This window comes from Lysinibacillus sp. RC46, assembly GCF_041262385.1.
GTDB lineage: Bacteria > Bacillota > Bacilli > Bacillales_A > Planococcaceae > Lysinibacillus.
Map to the genome: position 1 here is coordinate 162,352 of NZ_JBGCCF010000009.1, position 26,625 is coordinate 188,976.

Sequence of the window (26,625 nt, forward strand, 5' to 3'; positions counted from 1 at the left end):
TATGATGAATCATTTAATTATTAAAATTCCACTATTTTACTATAGAACTCTTGAAAGGAGTATTAATCGTTATGGAATTCTTTGAACGATTTGCTATACCTCATCCAAGTGCTGCGATTTACGGATCAATGGTTGCCATTGCACTAACGATTATAGCAATCATTGTCGGATTAACTTTTTTTAAAAAATGGGGCTATTTATGGCGTGAATGGTTAACGACAGTTGATCATAAGCGAATTGGGATTATGTATTTAATCTCTGCATTACTAATGCTTTTCCGCGGTGGAGCAGATGCGATTATGATTCGTGCTCAACTAGCTGTACCTGATAATAAATTACTTGATGCTCAGCACTATAATGAAGTATTCACTACTCATGGGACTGTGATGATCATCTTTATGGCAATGCCCTTCATTATGGCATTTATGAACTTCGTTGTACCATTACAAATCGGGGCTCGTGACGTAGCTTTCCCAAGGTTAAACGCATTAAGTTTTTGGTTATTCTTTATGGGGGCAATGCTCCTAAACATTTCCTTTGTCATTGGTGGTTCACCTGATTCAGGTTGGACAAATTACTTCCCTCTAGCGAATAACGATTATAGCCAATCAGTAGGTACTAACTATTATTTATTCGCTCTACAAATTTCTGGATTGGGCACATTAATGACTGGTATTAACATGATCGCAACGATTCTTAAAATGCGAGCACCTGGTATGACATTAATGAAAATGCCAATGTTTACATGGTCTGCTTTAGTAGCTAATGTTATTATCGTTTTCGCTTTTCCTGTATTAACAGTAGCACTTGCTATGGGGACTATGGACCGCTTATTTGGAACTAACTTCTTCTCAACAACAAGTGGTGGTATGGATATGCTTTGGGCCAATTTCTTCTGGGTCTGGGGACATCCTGAAGTATATATTCTAGTGTTACCAGCGTTCGGTATTTACAGTGAAATTATCTCCACCTTTTCTAAGAGAAACCTTTATGGATATAAATCTATGGTTGGCTCAATGGTGATTATCTCCTTCCTATCATTTTTAGTATGGACGCACCATTTCTTTACGATGGGACAAGGAGCTTTAACAAACAGTGTCTTCTCTATTACAACAATGGCGATAGCCGTTCCAACAGGAGTTAAGCTTTTCAACTGGTTATTTACACTTTGGAAAGGAAAAATCGAATTCACGACTCCAATGCTCTATTCATTACTATTTATCCCCACTTTTACAATTGGTGGAGTAACCGGAGTTATGCTCGGAATGTCAGCTGCTGACTATCAATATCATAATACGATGTTTCTAGTGGCTCATTTCCATATGGTTATTATTCCTGGTGTTGTATTCGGTATGTTAGCCGGTTTACATTACTATTGGCCAAAAATGTTTGGCTTTATATTAAATGAAAAAATCGGAAAATTGACAGCTTGGATTATCGCTATTAGTACGCTTGTGGCGTTTATGCCAATGTTCTTCTCAGGTCTCGATGGACAAGCACGTCGTATGTACACATACACTGAAGAAACTGGTTTTGGCATATGGAATATGATTTCGTTTGTAGGTGCAATTGGCCTAGCAATTGGATTTGCCTTAATCGCCTATAACGTTTACTACAGTATTCGTTACGCATCAAGAGATATTGGCTCAGATCCATGGGATTCACGTTCACTAGAGTGGGCTACGCCAAATCCTGTACCTCATTATAACTTTGCTATTTTACCGCATGTTAACTCTACTGAAGCTTTCTGGGATTCAAAGTATAATAATCATGTTTTATTCCCAGATAAATATGAAGAAATTCATATGCCAAATAACAGCGGTGTCCCATTTATATTAAGCTGTATTTTCTTTGCTTGGGGCTTTTCTTTTGTATTCGGAATGTGGATTCCAACGATCATCACTACCATTGGGATATTTATATGTATGGCTTTACGTTCTTTAGAAAAAGATCACGGACATTACGTATCTGTAGAAGAAGTAATAAAAACAGAAACGCAATTGCGAGGTGCTAAATAATGAAGATTGATAAAACACTTCCACTCGAATATAGTACACAACAGAATCAATTAAACATTCTCGGTTTTTGGATTTTCCTAGGCGCCGAAATTATGCTTTTTGGAACGCTCTTTGCAGGTTACTTCGTTTTATTTAATCGTGTTGGTAACGGTCCAACTGGGGCAGAGATTTTCGAACTCGCGCCTGTCCTATTTGAAACATTTATACTCCTAACAAGTAGCTTTACGATCGGGTTAGGAATACATGCCATGCGACATGAAAACAAGAAGGCCATGATTACATTCTTCGTGATCACACTACTTCTTGGTCTAGCATTTATAGGTTTTGAAGTTGCTGAGTTTGCTCACTACATTCATATTGGTGCAGGACTACAAACAAGTGCTTTCACAGCTATATTACTAACAACACTAGGAACTCATGGAGGTCACGTAACATTCGGTGTATTCTGGGGATTCCTTATTGTCCTACAACTAATAAAACGTGGACTGACTCCACAAACAGCTAATAAAGCTTTTATTTTCTCCCTATATTGGCACTTCTTAGATGTCGTTTGGATCTTTATATTCAGCTTCATTTACTTGAAAGGAATGGTATAAAATGAGCAATTTATTCCCTCTTAAACAAGTAATAGGTTTTGCACTTTCAATAATCCTAACTTTAATCGCAGTTAGTGTTTATTTTCTGGATGTATCCTTTCCCATTATTATGACGATTTTACTTGTCACAGCATTTATTCAGGCAACCCTTCAACTGATTGTGTTTATGCACGCAAGTGAAACGAAGGATAAAGGAGCAATCTTTACAAACATTTACTATGCTTTAATTATTGCCCTTGTTACAGTATTCGGGACAATATTATGTATGGTTTGGGGATATTTATAATATCATTATATAAGCAGACAAATACTCTGATAGAAGTATTTGTCTGCTTTATTACATACGAAATTAATTAATAAATTATATATTTGTGTACCTTTTATCTGTTCAAGTAAAAGTAAATTTACTATATAATGTTGAGAAAATATTTGCGCTATTCTCCAAATAAATTCATTGGTACGGTTTTCAAAAATTCTCTCACTTCTCGAATGCCAGGAAGTTCACTTTCTACAAGCTCCACCCCGACAATTTTTGCTAGTGGCTGAAGCATCGGTCTTAATTCTTTAGAGACAAATATTTTACTTGGTCTTACCTCTAAGCCTTGTAAAAATGCCCATAACATGCCTTGTGCAATTGGTGGCGTTTTAGGCATAGAAAGCATTTCGTGTTCAATAACTAAATTGCTTCCTCGTTCAACAAGCATACCAGAAATCGGATAAACAGTGCGGTTCGTTTCTTCCGACTCTACGCCAAAAGGCATATAAAATAAATCATATTCTAATTGTAATGCACTTTTAGGTTTTTTCTTATATTTTGCTTTTTCAAACATTGATATTTCCTCGTAGCACTCATACGTTGGCTTCGTCATATTTATTTGCAAAATATAGATTTCTTGTAACTCACCATCCATTTGCACTTTAAACGTTGGATATTGATGTGCAGCTAGCTGCGGATATTCCCAGTCATCCTTCCGAGCTTCTGTAATATTAATCATCCTACTTACAACATCAATTAAAAGCTCTACCTCAAGATAATTTGGTCTTTCAGGATGCGTTCCCTCCAGATAGCTACGGAATTGAATCCAATTCTTCTTCCCTCTATACGACAGCCCATAATCTTTAATTAGCAGATAATCTGCTGTATCTAATTCTTCTCTATCAACAAAATTCACAGTTAAAGCATTTAAACCATAGGAGAAATCGCTCGATAAATTTTTCTCAAAAAGAATTTTTTCTAAGCTATTATAGCCAAGCTCCATGTCAAAAATCATTAACCCAAACTCTTCACCACCAGCTCCCATAACAGAAACAAGTACTTTGTAATCTACATCTTCAAAGTGAATGACAACGACTTCATCATCCCTAAAATATTGCCATGGCTTCAATTTTTTCAGGTCATTCGTAAGCTCCAATAAAGTAAGAAAGTCTGGCTCCAGTTCTTCTAGTAAACTGTCTGCCTCTTCATCCTCCCCTATCAATTCATTAATTTTCTCTAAATTGATTTTGTCCAATTTACCCGTATGAATATTACCTACTCCAGCAATACATAAAGGACTTTCAGAGTTCATCGGTAAATCCTCATTGCTCTCTAATCGAATAGTAAATGATTCGCTATAATCAATTACATGTGCGATGGCTTCATCACCAGGTTTTCGAAGCCATTCATCGACCAACTCTTCATCTGTATCTAATTCCGTATCATTTTTAGGTAAAAAACAAATCTTTTCTTTAGATTCTCGTCCATCTTTTTTAACCATTTCAAAATCAAAATAGTCCGCCCCATCCAAATCAAAACTTAGTAATATAATTTCATCTAGCGCGGAAAAACTACTGCTCTTCGGTAACAATAACTTTCGATAAATCTCCGGTTTTTTCTTACTTTCAATATGCAACTGTATCATTGTTTACCCTCCTTCTTCTATTTGTTAATGGATGCTGACCTGCTTTCACACAGAAATGTAATAATCACTTGTTCCATCTACTTTGTAACTATTCTCAAAATGAACCACTTTCTATTCACTTTACTAACAACCTGTCCGTTCTGCAATACTTCAAAATTCATTCTCCAATTATCATTCTCTTCTATACTTGCCATGTTAATTGTGCGAAACACTCTAAGTGTTGTCTAGTAACAGCTCCCCATTGGAATCACAAATTCATTTTTTAGAAAGCAAAAGATATTTTTCTGACTTTTATCAATTTTTGTTCAATTTTCAACAAAAGTTGATTTTGAAATTTTTAGAGCTAATGGTATGGTACTACTTAAGAGAGAGATTTTTAGATTTCACTTTAAAATTTAACATTGATTAGTGCATTTATTTATAAAATCTTTCCAAATCCATAGGTTGAATATTTTAATTATCATAAGACTTCATAGTATTTTCTTGTTTTACTCCTTAAAAGGATTATCAAATAATTTCAAAAAAATTGGGAGGTAGAGATGAAGAAATCACATAAAACTATTGCTGCTATTCTATTTAGTATTATTGCTTTTACTTTAATTACGTTTTTAGGAACTATTGCTATTGTGTTATTTAATGTAGAATCTTTTAATTTTCAACCTACGATTTTTGGTCAAGATATTGTTTATGTTCATGTACAAGATAATGCATTTAAAGTGAACTTACCATGGACAGGTGTAATTATATTTGGTCTTTTAGGTGGTTGTATTCAACTTCTTATTAATAAATTTAGTAAATCAGGTAAACAGGCGTATAGATGAATCTAAATATAGTTTACATTCATAAAAATCCAGTTAAAGGTAAGGTAGCACAAAGAAACTGAAAACTCTAGCTGTCCCTTTTGCTTTAGATTAATTAGTTGTGAAGGAGGTAATAGCAATGAGTGTGAATTACCTTGATATTTTTTTACAATAGTTTTTTCGCTTTTTGGACAATTATCATCGTTTTGATTGTGAAATTCTTTAATAATAAGAAGTCTAAGCTTAATAATTAGTTAAGTTGCAGCAAGTTTCGGGAATAGAAAAAGAAAGAACGCGAGAACGAGGAAACTCACTCAAATGTTCTTTCTTTTTTCGCTATTGGCCTCGCAAAAGAAAAGTTAGGGGGATTTATATTGTCCTTGACTACAAATAAGAAAAAGTTGAGTGAATTCGGAGTTCTAGGTCCATTGAGTATTGGATTTTATGTAGCATCAGCTACGGAATGTTATTCGTTTCTTTAATGCTCGTAACTGGCAAAGAGCTTACAATTAATGTTCTAGCTATACCAGCTTTAGTTTTATTTTTGGTTGTTAGAGTTACTGAATATTTTGTGACGAGAGGCGGAAAAAAAGATACTCCTCAATGGATGATTGTAGGGGCATTTGTTATCGCAGTTTTTACTGCAATAGGTATGACGGTTATACACTAAAGGCATAATAAGAAACTATATTTGCTACTTACGTTTCCGAGGTGTGAACATATGAAGAGAAAATATATTGCTGTTATTAGTTTGGTGATTGCATTTATTTTAGGGATTCCGTTTAAATGGATCCAGTATAAAGGTTCAGAAGATGTATCTATCCTTCAAATAACAGATTTAGGGATTAATAATTTATTTTTTGATTTTACTTTATTAGGCTTAAGTACTTTAATAATTTATTTAGTGTTATCTAGAATACTAAAAATGCGGGTTAAATGATGCATGAATGGTTGTGATACGGATGTCAAAGTGATATTGGCTTGGCGATTACTCATTATCTTAGCATTATTGATATTACTTATGAATAAGGTTATTTCTCTATCACTCTTCATAGCTATTATATCGGGAATAGTTCTCTTTTCTGTCATTCCTGATACGTTAATAAAAAGTTTTAAAAAAGAAATCTCCTATGATCTGTAGGAGAAGAGCATTAAAAAACAAAATTATATTAATTGCCTTACTTATTCAACAGAAGCATTGTATCTCCTTGATGAAACTATTTGAAATAAGGTGATTCAATATGTCTATTGAATTAATTTTAACATCATTAAACAAACGATTAAAAAAAGAGAAGACTATAACTATTCAAAGAAAAAATGGTGAGACCTTAAATGTTACATTTGATTGGAACAAACCAGTTAGTGACCAAGAACTAAAAGAATTTTCTTTAAAAACAAATCATATTTTGCCGAAAGACTTTTGTGCATTTTTAAAATTATGTAATGGCGGAAAATTATTTTCAGATGGCATGGATTACTTTGAACTATTCAATATAAAAGAGATACTAAATTATTTAAATGAATATGATAAAAATTTAAATTATAAAAGTGCTTATAATAAAAACTGGTATATGATTGGATATTATAAAGGATATGGTGACTATTTGTTCATTGATTCAGAAAAAGTTGCTAATTGTGAAGACGACTATCTAATATATGTTCAAGTAGGTGCTATTCAAAGATTATCAATGAATTTTGAAACATGGCTGGATCGATTTATTGTCGCACAAGGAGCTAGATATTGGTTATGGTGATTAGATTAACTTATTGTATTAACTGAAATTCTCTGAACACAAAAAACTCAATAGCTATTCTATGATAACTCTAGCTGAGGAGGAGTATATTGGACCAGATTATTACTAAATCAATAGATGCTTTAAAAAGTCGCTTGGATTCTGAAAATATATTAGTAATTCAAAGAGAGAAAGGTTATCTATACAATGTAAAATTTGAGTTTAATAATCCGGCCTCAATCAAAGATGTAGATCGATTTGTTGAAAAAACAGGATTGCGTCTTCCAAATGACTATAAAGAATTTCTGCTTAAACATAATGGAGCATTACTCTTTTCAGATGTTGAATATGGCGGAGGATTTGAACTACTTAGTGTTGAAGAAGTTCATAAAGAATATCTTGAGTACCTTGACCACTTCCCAAAAAATTGGTATCCCATTTCTGTAGATAATGGAGACTATATTATTATTGACTCCTCTCAAGTAGAGAAAGGACAGCAAAATTATTTGATTCGTTATCAAGGCGGAGAACCTGTTGAATATGCAATAAAATTAAACATGAACTTTGCAACTTGGTTAGATAGACTAATTGTTAGTCAAGGATCTGAGTTTTGGTTGTGGTAGATCACTAAATTACGTTATGTACTTTAGCATAACTTGTTTCTTTGCATCTTTATTGGTATAGGAAGAGATTTATATTGAATAATTTTAGAATGAAATATGGTGTACCATTGATGTTAGGCTAACGCTGAGCATCACGAAGTTAAAACTACTTAAACTTCGGATTTGATTTTGAAGACAATTATAGGAAAATTTAAAAAACGTCAAACCTTAAGTTTATAATGGTTTTGACGTTTTTTTACACTCTATTTAACACCAGCTTATTTTACTATGAAAGTTCAATCTCATCACCAATTGCTTCAAAGGCGATTTTAATTTTCTCTTTTAAATCCTCAAGAAACTGATTTCGTTGATCTAGTTTACTAGCTTCTTCACGTGTCCACGTATATTTCATTACGAAACCTGGACAAACATTTAAACGGTCATAATTCTTACATAAAATCTTTTCTTGTATTCGATGTTGATCTTCAGGTAAAATCATGCCACTGTTTTCGAATGATTGGAATAAATCTATAAACTCTTCTCTTTTTGACTGACGTAACGTTAGCACATGCTTTTTCCAATATTGAATATACTCTTCAAAAGTTAATTTTCCATCAAACCACAACAAGTTACTCGAGCGATAAGATACATGAAAATTACTTGAAAGTTTAAATCCTGTATTAAATAAATTCTTTACCTTTTCAATATCTAAGTTTGAATATGTATTCTTAGCAGAATGCATTGTATCTCCAGCATAAAGCCATAAATGAATACTCCAGTCATCACCTTCAACACTAGAATCAAGAGCAATTTGCTTCACTGTATTTTTCTTACTTTCCGCATAATGCTTCCATCCCCGATGATAATCTACAACTGCATTTTCTCCGTTTATCTTCAACGTTTCTAATAAAGCTACACAACGTTTATTTAATAAATATTGATTCCCTTTACATACTGCAAATTGCGTATATGGGTTTAAATAAGAAAATTCATGACAAGACACTAGATCAAGGCATCTTGATTTGTATTGATGGAATAATATTCATAAATGATGGTAGTAAGCTTACGGATATTTACCAACGTGAAATTAAAGAGGATTTTGAAAGTTGTTTAAAAAGTACACCTATATTAATTGCACTAAGACATTCTTTTGATTTGCCTTTTGAAAGTTTATCTGGCTTTAATACTTCATTAATTGCTGATACAGATGTGACGCATTATTTACAATGTCTTGAGAGCTACTGCTCCAACAGCGAAAATAATACATATAATGAGATCAAGGAAATTTTACAAACGTGTGGTTTACATAACAATGGAGTTGTTAGTAAAATTGTAGATAAGTATGCTTTCAATGCACTTCCACAAGACTACTCAAAAGATAACTCATTAAAAGGCAAAGTCATAATTACAAAGAAAACAGAAGATTTTTATTTTTCTGCTGTTTTACAGATGACAGCTAGCGCATTGCTAAAAGCGCAAGGTCAAATCATAAATTCGTTTACAGATGTGTCTAAGTTTGGATGTGCGATGGTTAGTCAAATTGATTGTGAGAATAGATTGAATGCAAAGATTTTAAGGGCTTATCCAGATCAATCAGGTAGATATGGTTGGCTACAGTATGCACTTTCAAATGATTATTATGAAAAAAAGAGATTAAGAATAACACTTTATAATACTGTAGATATGGCGATAGATTATAGTTTGGCTAATCTAGTAGATAATAAGATTATTACGGAAGATATAGCTAAAATTCTATCTGTATATTTTTCTATTGAATTAAAAACCAAGAGTTCATGGGTTACTATGGGATATGACAGATTGGGAATAAACAAAAACAGCTTAAGAGCTGCTATAGATTATCTTGTTAATACCGAAAAACAGGAAAGCTTTCAACGGTTAGATTGGTATTATTACGAAATAGATAAAATAAATCCAGAAGATAGTTGTGCGGCATCAACAATTTTTGAACTTTATCTAGGATTGTTTAGTTCTCTAAATTTAGTTAAGTTTAATCCAAGTGTTTTAGATAAAGCAATGGTCGTATCCATGCCTTAATAGGGACTTAACAGAATAGGTTGTCCTTGGGGGAGGTTGTCATGCAATACGTAAAAAAGAGGCTGGACATAACTAGTCAAAATCTTAAAAGCGTGGGAAATCAATTTTGAACTGATTTCTTTCGCTTTTTTGATGTGAAATTTTTTAATTATGTTTTATTTTAAAAATATACTTATGTTCCTGCCTCTTTGTGTTTCATAAAGCTTATTAAAATGCACAAGAACTTCTCAAATAGTTCACGACTGAATCCTTTTTCTAATAAATCCCTACTTTCAACCATCTTCTTTATATAATTTATTTTTTTCATCAAGATTCCTTGTAAAGCTCATAAATTGGTTCTAATTTCCTCTCTTATCATTAAATTATAGTATTTATTTAAACTATCCTTTATAGATTCAATATCTTTTTCAACTAAAAAATTTTTACACTCTCTAATAGTTACTACCATACATCTAAAAATTAAGTCAACTTTGTAAAGTGAAACTGATATAATTTCATCATCAACTTTATCTACCAAAATGGATATTGCCCTTAATAAATTTTCTTTATTTTCTTCTTCTAATTCTAACTGTAATTTAGATTTTACATAATTTATTTCTGAGCTCTCCATATCAGAATAAGAAATGATTTTTTTAAAAATTTTATAAAAGGTTTTTAAATCTTCTGTTTGTACTACCATTGATGGGAGCCCCATAAAGAAAGTCTGTAGCTTTTCTAATATAGTTAATAAATCCATTTCAATTTCGTTATTTGGTATTAAACTTACATAATTGCTGAGAACAAATTCTGTTTTAAATCTTTCAAAGCTTTTGGTAGAAGTAAATAATTTCTTCGTTCCTTTAATTTCAATTTCATAAATAACCTTAGGTATAAGGTCTTCAACTAGCCATTTATATGCCATGATTGGGCTCCAATATTCACTTTCTTTAAAATAGTGAATTTTTTTATCCCAAAAATATTCATCTGTCCAAACAATAGAAACCTCTTCCGCTTGATAAATCTGATAACTAGATTCTTCTATCATCGGAAAAATAAAAGCTTTAAAATCTTGTGTTTCTTTATCCAGAACTTTTATTATTGATCCTGTTACATCAAAAATATTCCACTCAGCACTTCCATTTTGATAATCAAACCTTCTACAAAATTCACTAATTTCAAACCAAAGTTTTTTGGATATTTTACATAGCACCAAATTATTTTTTAATCTATTGATTTTTCGGAAATTGGACCAATTAAATATTTCGTATATATCCTTTATAGCTTCTATATAAATTTCGTAAAAATCATCAATTATATTTATAAGTTGTATCACCTCATCCCTTTCGAGTGGGATTCTTACATTAGCCAAATCAACATAGTATTCCTGTGAATCATTAAAAATATTTGGAAGTATAAATCTTCTTAATCCGCTCTCTAAATCTGTTTTAGCACCCTCAAATAATTTGTTTAGAATTTGCTCATGATTTAAGGTAATCATACAGTCTCTTAATCTAAGAGTATTAAATGTTATTAAACAACTCCCTTGAATACTTGGGTATAAAGGTAAATTTGCTGTTAATTTAACATTAGATAAACTTTTACTATATGAATAGCTATCGCTATATTTAAAAATATTTCTGTTCTCTTCATAAGGTTTTTCATTGGAAATTGAATCATAGATTCTCTCTAATTCTTCCTTAGTAATAGAACCCTCTGCAATGGCAACTAACCTAGCTATAGCTTTATCAATATTTTTATCTTTTTTTAATTGCTCAATTCTATATTTCACTTTATCAACTTTTTTTGATGATTTATCATAAATACAATGTCCTAAAAAAGCCTCCGGATAAAGATCTTTATTCTTCACTTGATTCACATTGGGATTACATGGTACAAGGTTATATAAACTATTGATGTTAAAATCCTCTGGAAGTCCTAAGATGGAAACAATTTTTCCGAATTTTTCTTTAGATATATCCTGAGGAATAATGTGGTCTATATGCATTTCTTTATATCTTAGTTGTTCATTACTATAAAAACACTTCCCTTCATATTCATGAAATAAAGCAGCCCTTACAATATCATTATTTTTATTATATTTATAATTCAAAACTATTCCTCCTTTCCTAAGTCACGGACGAACATTTGTTTCCATTATATAATTTCGGAGAAATCTTTTCAAAAAAAGTAAATTATACCATTCTATATAGATTGTATAGTTGCTTTGATTTAGAAATAATCAGTGTGAAGAAAGTTCAAAGCAGATTTGACTTTTAGGACATTCAACTGACTAATTTAAAAAATTGACTTTTTTAGCCACATCAAACGGCGGAGCACTTATTTTACTTTCAACCTTAGAATAATATAGCAATTATGGCAAATTTTATAGAAAATCCCATAATTGCTAATTAATCAAATTAATGATTCTTGCTTAAGGGCTTCAAGAATAATACTTTCAAGTTTCTCTATACTTTCACCAGGACTGAAAGGTATTTTTGTTAACCAATCTTTCTTGCTAACTTGCTTATTGGCTTCACTATTAGAATTATGGTTTGGGAATACTACCCATACCCCAGCTACAGGCGGTGTTGTTCTAGAAGTTTTTTCGGTTACTACATAATCTTTAGTTTTTCTTACAAATTCACTATCAAATTTCGAATAGTGGAGAATTTGTTTATAGATTGTAGAATCCTTTGTATACTCATCAACTTTTAAATTACCTATTGAACGCGCAGGTCTGTACTTAAAATCTATAATGAAACTTGCTTCGTACCTATCATTATCATAAAAATCAATGCGTGTATCAGGTCTATTATTTGGAAATTGTGTGTACAAAGGATCTTCAAAACTAGTTTGTTTCTTATCGTAAACGATTGGCTTATCATAAACTAGTTTAATAACTTTATTATCTGAACCAATTAAAGTAATTGTTTCTCCTTCTTTAAGCAAGGGTACTTTCCAACTACTTAATATTTCATCATCGTCATAAATCCATCCTTTTACAGGTTTGAACCCCAAAGTTGGTGATTGAAGGGCTTTAAGAAATTTTATGAACCCCCACATTTCGTATAACTTATCTGTTCTTTTCCACCTATACGAAAAAGCTGAGTCTAATTGGATTATTTTTTTATTATGTTGTAACTCTCGATAAACTTTATACATAAGTCGATAACGGTTATCTAAATATAATCCTGTTGAATTATTATTAGTTGCTTTTTCTACAACTTCATTCACCCATTCTGTCTGTAAAAAAATATTACAAGCTGCTAACATTTTTTTTATTTTCTGCTTACTATTCTGAAGTGACTCAATTTGATGAATATATTTGGAGTATTCACTCTCTGGTCTAGGAAATTTCCCTCCAACAAGTAAATTTGCATCATATTCAATATGCGGTAGTAAATTCTCAATATATTGATTGATATTTCTAGCCACATTTTGAATGTATTTGATAATTTTAATAATAATAGCATTTTCGGGTAAATTCCTGGTTATTTCTCTTTTTGGAACTAATAATCTATTTTGATTATCACACTTTTTTAGTCTATGTTTAATCGTTTCTTGATCTATAATTTTTACTTTATCAATACCTTCTAGATGATAGTGGTTAATAATTTTATATCGTGGTGACTGTTGTATCTCCTTAAGTGTAGGAATAATTTTATTAAAATAGTTCATTAATATTAATAACTTATTTGAGATAGATTCTTCGTTGGAAGAAGAATCTATCATCCTGGAGAGATTTTTATTAGTTACAAGCATGTGAGCTAAGTTTTCTATTGTTCCTTCTAATTCTTCCCTCATTAAATCCAATTCAGGAGGCGTAAGTTGCTTAGGTTGTACTTTTATTAAAGCATAGTACTTCTCATTTCCCAAAGTAACATAAATTTGATAGGTTCCAGGAATAAAAGGATAGTAATCTATATCTGATTTTGCATTTTTAAATAACACTATAGGTTCAGGTGACTCGTCAATATAAATGTTACCATTTTCATCTTCCTTGCATATTGAACTTTGGTAATAATCAAGAGTATCCATATAAATTCGAGCATTTCCTTTTACAGAGTTAAATTCTATAGTAATATCTATGTTTTCTGTAATTGATATCATTTGCTCATCTTTAATCGAATCTATCTTTTCTTCTGTAAAAAAATAATTATTATACTCTGAGTAGTCATCTAAACTATTCGAATTTGAAAAAGGATTATTACTTTCAAGAATTCTAAATTTAAACGGTATGTCCATATACATGTAACTCCTTGGCTAAATTAGTTACTTTTATTCTTGAATCCACGAATTTTGATATATCTTTGTAATCATCAAATAACTTAATAAGTAAACTATTTTTTACAGTCTCTGAGCTTGCATCATACTTTCCTACCATAGACGATAATTGATCTTCTCCGCCACGGACTTTAGTTAATATACGCTGAAGAACTTGAAGGTCAAATGCATTTTCCCGCGTAAGAACATTATTACTTGGTAAACACTGTAAATAACAATCAATTTGGCGAACAATTCTAAATCCAACCCCCAACTGACCATTAGCATCTTGGAGACATTTATGAATTTCCCAAAGGAATTCTAATTCTTTATCATGTAAAAGAAATTTATTTTCATCTATTGTTGATGGTCTTGTACCGAAAAATTGTGTTTTTGTAAAGGCTGCTGAACCTATGCTATCAGCTACGTCAGATTTCTTAGCAGATTGAGCTACTTCAACGAATGGACGTAGTTTAAGATGAATTACATTTGCCCTATCTAAAACCTTATCGGAAAAATGATATGTTGATTCATCTAGATTAACTGTTCCAACAAACAATACATTATCTCCTATTATAACTGTATCAGTAAAATCTCTATTATTATAAAGTCGTTGTTGGTATTCTTTATTATATAAAGTGATTTTTCTTTGATCTTCGGTTGTTTCTTCTAAAACCGATAGGAACTGAGAAAAATAATGCTCAACTCTAGCTAAGTTCATCTCATCAAAACATACAATATGAAGTTGATCTTTATTTTCTTCCTTATTAGCTTTGATTAAAAAATCAATTAAACCTGAATCACCAGGCCTATATATATTATTTAGAACATCTAAATAACCCAATAGATCACTATCATCTTGCCAAAAAGGTCTTACTGGGATTTTTTTGTAATTACCCTTATCTTGTAATCCAAGTGCTTCGGCATAACAATTTACTATTTTAGATTTCCCAGTACCACTCATCCCTGCTAAAATTACCAAATTCCCTGTTTTCATAGATGTATGAAAATTATACAAATCTTCATCGGTATAAAATAGTCCTTGACTCTCTGCAATCATTTTAAACCTATCTAATATTTTATTTTCTATTTGTTCAGCCCCGACTTGGACTTTTTCTACTGGATTAGTACTTTTCTCTTGTATTTTATCGTTTAATGTAATATTCTCTTTTCTTCTTTCATCAGCTATTTTCTTCTCATTTTTCTTTAAAGTCTCAGTAATAGCATTGGATGAATGTTTTTCAATGAAAAAACAAGTCAAATTTTCAAAGTTTTCTTCGTTATATTCGACGTTCCCGTAGTTAATGTATAAAAAATCATTATCTTCTATTATAATTTTATTAGCTTCGGAAGAAAAAGAAAAAGAAAATACTGTTGGATTATCTGTAGTTTCAATGCCATTTATTGGACCAAAAGCATATACTTTTTCATCATCATCTTCCAATATTACGTATGGAGGTACATAAACATCCTCGAACATTAAAGCATTGAATCTCGTATTGTGAATATGATTTCTTAGCTCATTAATTTTCAAATTATTTTTTAATAACGCTGTAAATTCATTTACATCTGAAACTTTAAAATAAGGTATTGTTTCAAATAATTGTGTATTTGAAAATTCATTATCCTTAGCCAAAAAGATGGGATTATATACATTATAATATCCATCATTGTATTCAATTTTAAAAACTACCAGTGAATCTTCAAAATCGTTTTGTAACTGTTTTCTTTTTTCAATTTTTGAAGCGCTACCATATGCAAAGCTAGAGTCTGGGACATAGCCTGGACGAAGCCTAGTATCTAGTGCCTTTACCACATTACCAAGTCTATTTAGTTCCACTTCTAATCTTTCAGGGATACTTGATAAGATTTTGATACTAACTTTAAATCTATTATTACCAGCTCCCTCGTAAATAGGATCCTGGCCACTTTTCATTTCTCCAGAAGTAGCTAGTCTTCCTAGATAAAAATTACCTAACATCTTATTTTCGATTTGATTCAACATATAACACTTCTCCTTCTAACGAATTAAATCATTGTAATTTTTTTTGAATAAATTAATTTTTGAACTATTAATATTGTTTTTCAATTGTTTTTTTTCCTTTGCTGATAATTTATCTTCTATGAGCCAGTACTCATCATATTTTTCATTGAATAAATAATTAGAGATGTCATGATTAAAAAGTACAAAAGTATAATTTTCATCTTTTTGAATATTTAATGGTAGTTTCCCAAATACTAAAACTTTTCTTTGTCTTATTTTAAATGTAGATTTTTCAACTATTTCGTTCTTAAATTCTTGCTCCTGATTTCGTTGGCTATTATATAATTCATTCAATTGTTTTTTTAATATTTGATTTTCATCTTCTAATACTTTTAATTCCGATTCATATTTTTGCTTGTCGTTATCCCAATTATTAAATATCTCTTCTATATCTCTGTTTTGCTTTTCTTCTAAAATAGTTAATTCTTTATTCTTTTGATTCTTATAATTATTGAATTTTACCTCTAAGATAGTTAGTTCTTTGCTTTTTTGATTCTTATTTTCATTGAATTTTGCTTCTAAAAGATCAAATTTTTTCTTTAATGATTTATTTGTTTTATTCATACTACTTAATTCATTCTTTAGATTTATTATTTCCTGTAAAGCATTTTGAAGATCAACTGAATTTGATTCTGATTCTGATTCTGATTCTGATTCTGATTCAATAATGGTAACAGTTTCTTTCGGCTTAAATTCAATTAACATATTAACTTTTTCGGAATAACCTTTAGATATTAAATATATTAGAACATAAAAAAAACCATATTCTTCAATACTTGAACTTAAATCTTTATGCTCTAAAATATCAAAATTTTTCAAGTGGTCTTCCTGATTTTCTATATCACTTTTTAAGTTAGGGATGTCTTCTAAATAATATTGAACTATTGCTTTCTGAATGTTTTTATTAGCCAAATTAGTACTTGATATTTTCAGTAATACATTCCATTGACTAGGTTTAGATACTAAATGACTCTGCATATTGCCTATTCTTATATTTTCCTTTTGCAAAAGTACTTTCTTTTGATCGTCATCAAGTCTGTTAAACAAAAATTTCCATACATCTATATCAATACTTTTATTCATAATTTCCCCCCTAATAAATTACGGAATTATTCTTTTCATTCCAAGAACAAGCCAAAAATTCCAATATTATAATAATACTACTTCTTTTTTTTAAAATATAGAGAATAAAAAAGTTTTGAAGTATAAACCTGTTTCTATCCCGATTGGTTCTATGACCGTATTCAAACAACGTTTTTGGAGCCTATTTCCATATACAATAAATTTAGAATAGACAAAAGGACACCAATTGATATTAATTGAAAAAAATAATTCTACGAGTATGCCGCTACCATTATACCGAATTTCGGGAGGTGCCCGTTTTTTTACCCTCGATACAATGGATTAGAATTATGAAATTAACTCAAATATAAAAAAACATTTTAGTTTGTATCATTAGCTGTTATCAAAAATCTTTAACCCGTAGCTTCTCACTAAAGAAAAATAATAAGTAGAAAAAATAGCAAAGGGTTTTTGACCTCTTTAAACTCTATAATTTCTATTTCAAATCAAAAAAGTATTTCTTAAATATAAAGAACTTATTTTTTATGCTCTAAGTGTCGTAAAGTGTAATAAAATAAACCTTCGGCTCAATCACGTTTATGAAGCCGATAATAATGAATAAATCTTTGCCTCTTAAAATTCAAAACCCTACGAATGAGAAGGTGATTCTCTCAATCTTAGGGTTCTTTTTAATAGCTTAAAGGCGTCGTAATACAATCAATAATAGAGTAAATATCTTTTTGATTATCAAGTATCTCTCCGTCATAAAGAATTTGGCTTACTGAAAAATAATTATCAAATTCCGGAATTAATATAAATTCAAGATAAGAGCCACGTCCAGGCATAATCTCCCCATTGTAGTATCCTGAAATGAAAATTGATCTAGCTCTAACCTCAATGTTTAAATCAGTAAAAGAATTGTCATTAAAAATAGCATAAACAGAAGTATTAGGATATTCAACTAACATAAAATCTCCCATATCATTTGGAATGAAATAATCACTATTTAATCCGGATAGCTCTGGTTCATCATTATTATATAAAGTAGTTATCTTCTTTTGATCACTTTGCACTTTAGTATTATCTTTTTCGACTTTCTTTTCTGTAGCATGGCTTATTTTATCAAATATAGATTGATTTTTTCCTTCATATAACATGGGCTGTTCATTTTTAAGGTCATTTATCATACTAATAAAAATGAATAAAAGTAAGCTTGAAATAATTAATGCCATAAACTGTACGATACACTATTTTTTGTTTTCTGATAAGCCGTTCCAAATATTAATTGTAATTCGAATTCAACCTTTTTCATTAAAGTATTATGATTTGTTTTATTTTTTTCTGTTTATATTCTCAGATAGCTCTTTAGATAGAACGCAAAAATCAAATATCAAAACATTTAAAACTGTGTCAGATTATTTAGATCAAGCAAATGAACAGTTAACGGACCGTTTCGAAAATTTAAAGGCCTTTATGATTGCTTTAGGTGACGATGTACAAATGAAAACATTAAAATATAACATCGCTTTCAAACGTATTAAAAACTTTGCCTGTGTTGAAGTCCATCCACAGTCAAATTCAATATTAGTATATTTCAAAGTGGACCCTACAACAGTGACTTTAGAACAAGGGTTTACTCGCAATGTAACTAATATCGGACATTATGGGACTGGTGATTTAGAAATAAGAATCAATAATGATGAAGATCTTGAGAAAGCTAAACATTTTATCGAAAAATCATATGATATAAGCTAAAATAAAACTTCTTATTGAGTTGATATTCAATAAGAAGTTTTATAATTTAAAAAATCTAATTATTTTTCTACCCTTGATTTTAATCCCACGTTTATCCACAACTAATTCATAGCTTTCTTCTATCCAATGAAACTACAAAGCCGTTCGAGATGGACAATTATATAAATAGCACCAAAAAAATTTTTGATGAGACCTGGTGTCAATTCAGAAATCAAATAGGTAATTCAAAAGTATGCAATTCAAAAAATTAGGGTGATTTTCTACCTTCATCTAGATACCCTAACTCTTATAAGCAATGTAAATTTTTGAGTACGTTTTCGGTTATGTTTAATGAAAAATACATTTTGCAGGGACAACATTAATGTCTAAATTTCATAATTCAACTCATCAATTTTAAGATTAATAAACTTGCATATATTCTAGTTTAAACACCCTGTCTAATTCATTCTTATTAATTTTCGAGTTATACTCTACAGTCATCCATCGATCGCCATCTAAATATAACATCATAATATCTCTATAATCGGGATGTACAGCTTGCGCTTTAATTTGTGCATTCTCTTTTTGATCATTTATAACTCTTTTTATCTCAATTAATAAAATTCCTTCACATTTATTCCTATCATTTATTCCTACAATGAAGTCAGGATGATAGTTAGGCTGTCCAGGAATCGGTACACGTACAGAATAAGGTTTTCTAGGTGGATTTCTATGCCACCATTTCACTATATTTTCCAAATCCTCATCTAAATACCTTGCAAAACTTAATTCCCAATTATTTAGATCATCAGGATATATCCCATAAATATTATATCTAGATGGAGCTAACGTTTTTAAACTACCTACCATTTTAGGCAACGTATCAGCTAATTCTGATTCAATATTATTAGCTAGAGCCTCACTTACAGCCTTTTTTAAAGCATCGGGTTTAAGGGCTAAGATTTTATGTAAACCTTCTCTTACTTTTTCATCACTAGTCATATGTTGCCAACCATAATTCTCGAAAGCTTTTTTTAATCTTTTAGCCAATTCGTCATGGAGTGATCTTACATCAAGCATACCATCTTTATTTGAATCAAAAAGTGATTTCTGAGCTAAATTATCTATCTCAACTTGTGCCAAATCTGCATTTATTTCTTTTAAAGATGCATGAATATTTTCAAAAACTTCAATCTGTTCCATTAAAATTTTAGTTGCACTTTGTTGTGTAACAGCTAAAACTTTTTCATCAAAATTAAAACGTTTTATAACATCATTTAAAATTTTATTGGTATCTAATGTCACTGTAGCAGTCTTAAAATTTTTCGGGAAATCTATGTCTTCTCTTAAATGATATGTGTACCCATCTAAAGAATTAGATTTTTTCGGGAAATTGCTACCTAAACCAAGACTATTTAATACTGGATTAGAATGTGGACTTAAAGTTGTACCATTGTTATCAAGAGCAGGTACATTCTTTTGAGCATTTAGCTTACTTTCCTCTATTATCTCATCAACATTTTCTTTATTAGTTGCTGATGAAACTTTTTTTCCAACATTAGAATCATTTTGGCTTCTATCAGAGTCTAGTATATTTTCTGATACCTCAGATTGATCAACATCAGATGATTGAAAAGGAAATAATACAAGTTGATATGTCTCTCCCGCTTCTTTAATTATTTCTGTATCCTCTATATTAGAATTACCCTCTTTATTCGAATGCTCTATAGGAAAAAAATTAATTTGACCGTCATGTACTTCGAATAATTCGTCCTCCACTACTATTAAATCAACAGACTCTGTTATATCTGCCAGTTCATCTCTTATCGAATTTATATTTTGTGCAGCTTCTATTAAGCCTCCTTGGTAAGCTTTATTAGCTAAAAATACATACCCATAATCTAATACATCAGGGTAATGTTCTAAATTTTGTAGCCTTTTATCCACACGCATAATTCTTCCGACAATTTGTGTGCCAAAATTAACATCTCGTGCAGAACGCATAGACACCAAAGTGAATGCCCTTGGCACGTCAAATCCTGTAGCAACAGACATTTTAAAAATTAGTGCTTCTACTTCTTCATTATGAGCAATAGACATTAGATCTGGATCGGGCTCATCAGAAGTATGAACCCTAACTTTTTCTTTAGCTATACCAAGTTCAATAAGCCAATCTTTAGCTTGTTCAATGCTTTGATCTTTAGAATCAACCTGAACAAGCAATAATGGAGTTATGTCTATATTAGCTTCCTTTAACTTTCCTTTAATTTCAGAGTGGGCTTCTACACCACATTTCAATGCAGTTTTTTCAAAGTTTATTAATTTTGTTACATTTTCATTAGCCTTAAAAACAGCTACTTTAACACCTTTTTTTATTAACCTTGCATCAACACCTTGTTTTCTTGAAACTGAGATCTTATGCACTTTTTCGATATTGTTACATTCAATAAAGTTTTGTATCTCTTTGTCTTTAGGCGTAGCAGTTGCTAATATGGTTACATCCGGATTAAGAACTTCTCTATAAAAACTTTGGGCTTGGGAATCTTTTGAAAAACTGTGATGTGCTTCATCTATTACAGTTCCTATACAATATCCTTTAGATCGTGCGTAGCTTACTAAATCATCAAAGGATAACATAGTTTCTGAATTTTTCCGAACTTTCCTCGTATCTTTATTATTTACTGCAACATTAGCCCAGGTAGTAATATACACATCACCACTTTTAATGTTATTTGCAGTACGATCATCATTTAAAGACTTAACTTTTAAGAAATTAAATCCATTGTATAAATTCTCTATACTTTGATTTACTAAACCTGAGAAAGGCGCAAACCAAAACCAAATTATATTGAAACCTCTACTTAAATTATTCATAACTTCACTAGCCATTAAGGTTTTCCCTGTACCAGTTGGAGCTTCAAATAATATATGTCCCTTTTTAGAAATAACTAAGTTTCTGTTCTGTTCATATAATTCATCTTTTTTTATTTTTGATAACATTTCAATGCAACTACTTAAAATAGTAGTTGCATTGTCAATAACTTCTGTTTGAAATATTTTAGGTATATCTTTCAAAAATATTACCTCCTAAATAGCTCCACTAATTTTTCTGGAATGCCATCGATTAAAACATTTTCATTTTTGAATTTTTGTTTTAGAATACCAGGCTGCCAGCAATAAATAACAGCTTGTTTTTTATCATTTAGAATATCTGTTTCTACACTATTGATGATTTCTTTAGATACTTCTGATATATAGTAGATATTTAAACTTTCACCTTTGGAGACTTGATATTTATCCAACGTTTGGTAAGAATCTATGAAGTTAAAATGTAGTTGCTGCAAACAATACCAAATTTGCTCATGTGTTATATCTAAGTGAAGATTTGCATAAGAAATTCTCTCACACTTCATATAAGCGAAGTTTCCTTCTGTTCCTTTAACCTCATGATTACCTTTAGCATCTTTCCAGCTGAATCCATTGATAGTTGCATCTAGCCTTTTATAAGTGATTTCTTTGCATACGTTTTTTGTAGGATGCTTTTTAGTCGCTTCTGTACTTGAAACTAAAATAAATTTTCTATCTCCACCATCTTCATTATTAAGCTCTAATACAGCCTGCCCCATTGTCCCACTACCAGCAAAGAAATCTAAAATAATATCCTCAGATTCTGGGTCTGTACTTTGTTGTATTAAAGTTTTAACTAAACTTAGTGGTTTAGGATAAGAAAAATCTTTATTCCCTATCATTCTTGATAAAAGAGTAGTTCCTTCTGTATTAGTTCCTACCTTAAAAGCCTCTACTTCGTTTAAATCTAACAACTCTAAATCTTTTTTCTTGATAGATGATGGCATCATCCAAGTAGAAACAGGTTTCTCAGTTTTCTTTATTTCAGAAATAAATCTTTTAATTCTAGGCTTCCCTAAACCAATCTTCTTTCCAACCCAAAACTCTAATGGTGGTATATTCAATAATACTTTTTCTTTTACACGTCCATTTTCATAGTCTTCTTTATACGCTTGTAATCGCTCATAAATTCTTAAATTATGTGGTATATTACCTTCATTCATAGCTTTATCTAATTGCCCCATATTTTCAAAAAATACTATCTCTTCATTAGACGGCCACGATATCCTTTTTTCTTCTACTAATTGCTCCATAAATTTTGTTCGGATTTTCTGCCCTTCTTCCGATCGCTCTCGACTAGCAAACCTCCATACACTATCTGGATCACAAGGATACCAAACGGATGATTCCGGATTGTATATTGGATAATACGCATCTGGACGTTGCTTAATGTCCTTTCCTTGGTTTAAAGGGCCATCCACCCATTTTCCTCTCTCATCACCATCATCTTGAGCTTTAGACCAATCTTTCCCTACTCCTGAAAAACTAAAGTCTTTATTTGCATAACATAGGACATATTCATGATCTGAACTTAAAAACCATTCTTTTTCATCATTAGAGCCACTTCTTCTTCTCCATACAAAAGTCCCAACTTTCATATTAGGAAAGATTTCATCCATTAACAGTGTTAAATGAGCATATTCTTCTTCTCCAATAGATACAAATATTACCCCATCATTTTTCAGTAATTCTTTTGCTAGATTTAAACGTTTATACATAAACTCTAGCCATTTTGAATGTTTCCACGCATCATCTTTGTCAACAAAGCTATCGTTATAAATAAAGTCTTTGTTTCCAGTATTATATGGCGGGTCGATATAGATACATTTTATTTTGCTTTTATGTGTAATATTCAAATATCTCAAGGCATCAAAATTATCAGCTTCTATCAACAAATTATCGTAAGGACTCCCACCTATAGACAATTCTGGTATATGAGTCATCGTAATAAAATCATCATTTAGCGTATTATCAACTTCAATTTCGTTTCTTTCCCAAACTAAACCTAATTTCCTATTGGAATCTCGAGCTTTTAATATTCCTATCAATTGTTCTTTAGTTAAATGGTCATATTTAGAAGTCATTAATTACCACCCCTAGCTTAAATTTTCTTATCTTAATTATATCATTAATAATTAATTATAAAGATACTCTGAAATTTTAAAAACTATTAAAATATTATTATGCTGAATAAGTAAAATAGCACCCAATTATAGGATAGCTTGTACACATTTGAGCAAATTGATGAAGTCTATGATGAACTTGCATAAGAGGATAAAATTTATACTAGAAGTAGAAGACCATCAAGTCTATCTTAAGGGTCCATACAGAGTAAATGAATCCAGTAGTTGGTCTGGATGTGGCAAAAGGAGAGAGCCAAGTTCAGGCGTTTTTAGATAAATCGAAGCCGTTTGGAAAGAGCTTTTCGATGAAGCATACAAGAGAGGAATTAAATCGTTTTATGGGCTTTTTAAATGAGATTGAAGTGATGACTGGGCAAATGCCTATGGTCATTTTAGAATCTACAGGTCATTATCATACCCCCGTTATTCAATACTTGGAGGAGCACGAGGTTTTATATATCTTGCTTAATCCTATTATTTCTTATCAGGCTAAGAGATCTAGTTTACGAAAGGTAAAAACAGACGCAATTGATGCGTATCAGTTGTGTGTACTTTATTACAAAGAAGATTTTGAACCTCATAAAAACAGAGGAATTCAATTGCTAAATCTTAGAAACCTTTCAAGACAACAGGAGATTGTGACGAATATGTATGTAGAAGCTAAGCTACAGTTTCACACTATTTTAGATCAAGTGTTTCCAGAATACCGCAAAGTTTTTGGTGATCTTTATTCGAAGGTTTCTTTATTGATGTTAAAGAAATATCTCCTACTTCAGAAGATGTAATAGCGGCTGGGGAAAGTAAGCTAGCGGAGTGTGTGATGGAGTTTTGTCCAAGACGATCTAGTCTATGGGCGTTGGATAAGGCAAAAAAATTAATGAATTCTGCATCTCGAAATCCATTTCAAAAAGTGGTGTATCACAGTCACTTAATCAATCTTCAAATGTATATTGAGCTGCTTTTTCAGTACCAAGGACACCTTTCAGAGTTAGAAATTCGTATAGTGACCTTGGCAAATGAATTGGAAGATTACAAGATTGTTCAATCGATTCCAGGAATCGGAGAAAAAATCGCTGCCACGATAATCTCTGAGATTGGTGAAATTGATCGGTTTAGTCATCCGAAAAAACTGGTTGCCTTTGCAGGAATAGATCCCAGTGTTCATTCATCAGGAAAGTTCACTGCCACAACCAATCGTATTACTAAACGAGGCTCAAGTAGATTACGCCATGCTTTGTATCTTGCCGTATTATGCGGTATCAGAAGTTCAAGAAACAAAAAGCTGAAAGAATTCTATGATAAGAAGAGATCAGAAGGAAAGCCTGCCAAAGTAACGATAGTAGCCTGTATTAACAAACTGCTTCATTGGATTTATGCTTTATTAAATAGAAAAGAAACTTTCTTGGATATAGCGTAATTAACGGTTATAAGTAATAAAGAGAAAACCTTCCAAAAGGTTTTTGGAGGGCTATTTGTCATGCTCAAAATAGTATAACATAAGGTTAATTAGAATTTTAGAGAAAAATATTGACATCCTATTAGCTGGCTTAGTTGAACAAGAATTAAACAACTTTATTATTGATTTTTATCTACAAACACATTTAAATGCTTAGAAATTAAACAACTTTAAAGAGCCTTACTACAATATGATTTGTAGCGAGGCTCTTATATTTTTAGATCAGAATTAAATAACTTTATTATCACTTTACATATTGTAACTAGTTAATCATACATATGCCGAAAGTGAAAAAATTAATAAAAACAATGCCGAAAGTTATAGGTAAATTCAATTGAAACAATATAACAATTTTAAATACATTTGGTATTAAAACCAAGTAGCTTGAAAGGGTTGGTATTACTGTGTTGGCAAATATATCGTTAAGAAATTGGCGAAGATATACTTAAAATCACAATATCAACTATTCCCAATATTAGGGATATTGAACAGGAGTTAAACTCTTGGACAATATCCCTTTTCTTATCTCTATAGAAATGTGATGTTGAAGTACATAGAAATAACAGATGATGAAAAAATGGAAGGCTTTACATTCTAGAGTGTATTGGCGTAAACGTAACTTGATTGCTACTTAAATGATATCGAATATTGGGAATTAATCGTGAAATTATCTAGAAGTAGCTAAATCATTTTTTACTGTCGGGCGATTTAAGCGGTCGAGGATGCATTAGCTGTGAAATAAGTTGATAGAACTTATGAGATTGTTACTATACTACAATGATTGATGAAATAAAATTCCAATATTAATTAGATTATTCGGTATATGGAAAAAAGCTCAGAAGTAAGCATGAGGGTATTTTTGAGGGATGTTCAATAAAAATTGATTTTTTAGTTGAATCAATTTCATAAATCACTTTTTTCAAGAGCTTAGACTGCTCCTATTAAGAAAACTTACGTTTTTAAAAATTATGCTGCTTGAGTTTGTACTTGTAATAAAGCATTTAGACGATCCACTGCCAACTTGCAGGCATTATAAATAAACGTCACCAGGTTGAAATGAAGTTTGGCTTTTCTTCCTGTTCTATGACGGATGTTGTTTAATTGAAAATATTGTTTTAAATAAGCATTCACACGTTCTACAGCGGTACGTTCCTTATAAAGTTGTTTCCAAAGTTCAGAGCCACGTGCTGGATACGTGAATTTCCGTAAATCTGTATCACATTTGATTTTGAAACCCTTCTGACAGAGGGAATCATCACGTAACGGACAGGTTGCACATTCCTTTGGTCTTGTGAATTTTAGTGTGCGGTACTTTTCATCGAAGCTGTCGTAACGGTAGCTATGTTCACGTA

20 protein-coding genes and 1 pseudogene are annotated in these 26,625 nt (G+C 31.0%); 11 read left to right on the plus strand and 10 right to left on the minus strand.

The window, feature by feature from the left end:
* Positions 1-71 precede the first annotated feature (71 nt).
* Genes qoxB through qoxD form a run of 3 tightly spaced genes read left to right on the plus strand, consistent with a single transcriptional unit; the run spans position 72 to position 2,900 of the window.
* A complete protein-coding gene (qoxB, locus tag ABH966_RS10850) occupies positions 72-2,018 on the plus strand; it encodes a cytochrome aa3 quinol oxidase subunit I (protein WP_370042427.1) in 1,947 nt (648 codons plus the stop codon).
* A complete protein-coding gene (qoxC, locus tag ABH966_RS10855) occupies positions 2,018-2,614 on the plus strand; it encodes a cytochrome aa3 quinol oxidase subunit III (RefSeq protein ID WP_370042428.1) in 597 nt (198 codons plus the stop codon). The genes qoxB and qoxC overlap by 1 nt, the downstream gene beginning before the upstream one ends.
* 1 nt (position 2,615) lies before the next feature.
* Positions 2,616-2,900, plus strand: coding sequence for a cytochrome aa3 quinol oxidase subunit IV (qoxD, locus tag ABH966_RS10860; protein WP_370042430.1), 285 nt, complete (start codon positions 2,616-2,618; stop codon positions 2,898-2,900).
* A gap of 148 nt (positions 2,901-3,048) precedes the next feature.
* Here the strand turns inward: qoxD and ABH966_RS10865 are convergent, their stop codons facing one another.
* The gene (locus tag ABH966_RS10865) at positions 3,049-4,515 is read right to left on the minus strand and encodes a DUF7309 domain-containing protein (RefSeq protein ID WP_370078238.1); all 1,467 of its coding nucleotides are present in this window, start codon (positions 4,513-4,515) and stop codon (positions 3,049-3,051) included.
* Between the two features lie 539 nt (positions 4,516-5,054).
* On the opposite strand from ABH966_RS10865, the gene ABH966_RS10870 reads away from it, so the two are divergent.
* The 5 genes from ABH966_RS10870 to ABH966_RS10890 all read left to right on the plus strand — a co-directional run bounded on the left by ABH966_RS10870 (position 5,055) and on the right by ABH966_RS10890 (position 7,671).
* Positions 5,055-5,336, plus strand: a complete 282-nt coding sequence (locus ABH966_RS10870; protein ID WP_370078240.1) for a hypothetical protein — start codon at positions 5,055-5,057, stop codon at positions 5,334-5,336.
* 442 nt (positions 5,337-5,778) lie between these two features.
* On the plus strand, positions 5,779-5,985 hold the full coding sequence (locus tag ABH966_RS10875) for a hypothetical protein (RefSeq protein WP_370078242.1): 207 nt from the start codon (positions 5,779-5,781) through the stop codon (positions 5,983-5,985).
* 51 nt (positions 5,986-6,036) lie between these two features.
* Entirely contained in the window at positions 6,037-6,255 is a 219-nt protein-coding gene (locus ABH966_RS10880) for a hypothetical protein (RefSeq protein ID WP_370078244.1), read from the plus strand.
* Between the two features lie 301 nt (positions 6,256-6,556).
* Positions 6,557-7,069, plus strand: a complete 513-nt coding sequence (locus tag ABH966_RS10885) for an SMI1/KNR4 family protein (protein WP_370078246.1) — start codon at positions 6,557-6,559, stop codon at positions 7,067-7,069.
* Positions 7,070-7,158: 89 nt separating this feature from the next.
* Complete coding sequence (locus tag ABH966_RS10890; protein WP_370078248.1) at positions 7,159-7,671, plus strand: SMI1/KNR4 family protein; 513 nt, start codon at positions 7,159-7,161, stop codon at positions 7,669-7,671.
* A 265-nt stretch (positions 7,672-7,936) separates the two neighbouring features.
* Here the strand turns inward: ABH966_RS10890 and ABH966_RS10895 are convergent, their stop codons facing one another.
* Positions 7,937-8,653 carry a hypothetical protein gene (locus ABH966_RS10895; protein WP_370078250.1) on the minus strand — a complete coding sequence of 239 codons (717 nt, stop codon included), beginning with the start codon at positions 8,651-8,653 and terminating at the stop codon, positions 7,937-7,939.
* On the opposite strand from ABH966_RS10895, the gene ABH966_RS10900 reads away from it, so the two are divergent.
* Positions 8,620-9,705: a hypothetical protein gene (locus ABH966_RS10900; RefSeq protein ID WP_370078252.1), complete on the plus strand. Its 1,086-nt coding sequence runs from the start codon at positions 8,620-8,622 to the stop codon at positions 9,703-9,705. The genes ABH966_RS10895 and ABH966_RS10900 overlap by 34 nt on opposite strands.
* A 325-nt stretch (positions 9,706-10,030) precedes the next feature.
* Here ABH966_RS10900 and ABH966_RS10905 read toward each other — a convergent pair whose 3' ends face one another.
* The 5 genes from ABH966_RS10905 to ABH966_RS10925 form a co-directional block, all read right to left on the minus strand.
* Entirely contained in the window at positions 10,031-11,794 is a 1,764-nt protein-coding gene (locus ABH966_RS10905) for an HNH endonuclease (protein ID WP_370078254.1), read from the minus strand.
* Positions 11,795-12,096: 302 nt separating this feature from the next.
* A complete protein-coding gene (locus tag ABH966_RS10910; protein WP_370078256.1) occupies positions 12,097-13,929 on the minus strand; it encodes a nuclease domain-containing protein in 1,833 nt (610 codons plus the stop codon).
* Complete coding sequence (locus ABH966_RS10915) at positions 13,913-15,952, minus strand: McrB family protein (RefSeq protein WP_370078258.1); 2,040 nt, start codon at positions 15,950-15,952, stop codon at positions 13,913-13,915. Before ABH966_RS10915 ends, ABH966_RS10910 begins: the two co-directional genes overlap by 17 nt.
* A gap of 15 nt (positions 15,953-15,967) precedes the next feature.
* Positions 15,968-17,074, minus strand: a complete 1,107-nt coding sequence (locus tag ABH966_RS10920; RefSeq protein ID WP_370078260.1) for a hypothetical protein — start codon at positions 17,072-17,074, stop codon at positions 15,968-15,970.
* A 668-nt stretch (positions 17,075-17,742) separates the two neighbouring features.
* Positions 17,743-18,285: a hypothetical protein gene (locus ABH966_RS10925; RefSeq protein ID WP_370078262.1), complete on the minus strand. Its 543-nt coding sequence runs from the start codon at positions 18,283-18,285 to the stop codon at positions 17,743-17,745.
* A gap of 22 nt (positions 18,286-18,307) precedes the next feature.
* Between ABH966_RS10925 and ABH966_RS10930 the strand changes: the two genes are divergently transcribed.
* The gene (locus ABH966_RS10930) at positions 18,308-18,808 is read left to right on the plus strand and encodes a DUF5655 domain-containing protein (RefSeq protein WP_370078264.1); all 501 of its coding nucleotides are present in this window, start codon (positions 18,308-18,310) and stop codon (positions 18,806-18,808) included.
* 399 nt (positions 18,809-19,207) lie between these two features.
* Here ABH966_RS10930 and ABH966_RS10935 read toward each other — a convergent pair whose 3' ends face one another.
* Together ABH966_RS10935 and ABH966_RS10940 are read right to left on the minus strand one after the other, a co-directional pair.
* Positions 19,208-21,862 (minus strand): DEAD/DEAH box helicase, encoded by a 2,655-nt coding sequence (locus ABH966_RS10935; RefSeq protein ID WP_370078266.1) that lies wholly within the window; start codon positions 21,860-21,862, stop codon positions 19,208-19,210.
* 5 nt (positions 21,863-21,867) lie between these two features.
* Positions 21,868-23,778 carry a site-specific DNA-methyltransferase gene (locus tag ABH966_RS10940; RefSeq protein WP_370078268.1) on the minus strand — a complete coding sequence of 637 codons (1,911 nt, stop codon included), beginning with the start codon at positions 23,776-23,778 and terminating at the stop codon, positions 21,868-21,870.
* Positions 23,779-24,029: 251 nt separating this feature from the next.
* On the opposite strand from ABH966_RS10940, the pseudogene ABH966_RS10945 reads away from it, so the two are divergent.
* Positions 24,030-25,234, plus strand: a pseudogene (locus ABH966_RS10945) (IS110 family RNA-guided transposase).
* Positions 25,235-26,239: 1,005 nt separating this feature from the next.
* Here ABH966_RS10945 and ABH966_RS10950 read toward each other — a convergent pair.
* The coding region (locus tag ABH966_RS10950; protein WP_370078270.1) for a transposase at positions 26,240-26,625 on the minus strand (386 nt) is incomplete at its 5' end.

Excerpts from the sequence above, each read along its gene's own strand:
- qoxB (WP_370042427.1), top strand. The coding sequence starts at position 72 with ATGGAATTCTTTGAACGATTTGCTATACCTCATCCAAGTGCTGCGATT.
- qoxC (WP_370042428.1), top strand. The coding sequence starts at position 2,018 with ATGAAGATTGATAAAACACTTCCACTCGAATATAGTACACAACAGAAT.
- qoxD (WP_370042430.1), top strand. The coding sequence starts at position 2,616 with ATGAGCAATTTATTCCCTCTTAAACAAGTAATAGGTTTTGCACTTTCA.
- ABH966_RS10865 (WP_370078238.1), bottom strand. The coding sequence starts at position 4,515 with ATGATACAGTTGCATATTGAAAGTAAGAAAAAACCGGAGATTTATCGA.
- ABH966_RS10870 (WP_370078240.1), top strand. The coding sequence starts at position 5,055 with ATGAAGAAATCACATAAAACTATTGCTGCTATTCTATTTAGTATTATT.
- ABH966_RS10875 (WP_370078242.1), top strand. The coding sequence starts at position 5,779 with ATGTTATTCGTTTCTTTAATGCTCGTAACTGGCAAAGAGCTTACAATT.
- ABH966_RS10880 (WP_370078244.1), top strand. The coding sequence starts at position 6,037 with ATGAAGAGAAAATATATTGCTGTTATTAGTTTGGTGATTGCATTTATT.
- ABH966_RS10885 (WP_370078246.1), top strand. The coding sequence starts at position 6,557 with ATGTCTATTGAATTAATTTTAACATCATTAAACAAACGATTAAAAAAA.
- ABH966_RS10900 (WP_370078252.1), top strand. The coding sequence starts at position 8,620 with ATGGGTTTAAATAAGAAAATTCATGACAAGACACTAGATCAAGGCATC.
- ABH966_RS10910 (WP_370078256.1), bottom strand. The coding sequence starts at position 13,929 with ATGGACATACCGTTTAAATTTAGAATTCTTGAAAGTAATAATCCTTTT.
- ABH966_RS10915 (WP_370078258.1), bottom strand. The coding sequence starts at position 15,952 with ATGTTGAATCAAATCGAAAATAAGATGTTAGGTAATTTTTATCTAGGA.
- ABH966_RS10920 (WP_370078260.1), bottom strand. The coding sequence starts at position 17,074 with ATGAATAAAAGTATTGATATAGATGTATGGAAATTTTTGTTTAACAGA.
- ABH966_RS10925 (WP_370078262.1), bottom strand. The coding sequence starts at position 18,285 with ATGGCATTAATTATTTCAAGCTTACTTTTATTCATTTTTATTAGTATG.
- ABH966_RS10940 (WP_370078268.1), bottom strand. The coding sequence starts at position 23,778 with ATGACTTCTAAATATGACCATTTAACTAAAGAACAATTGATAGGAATA.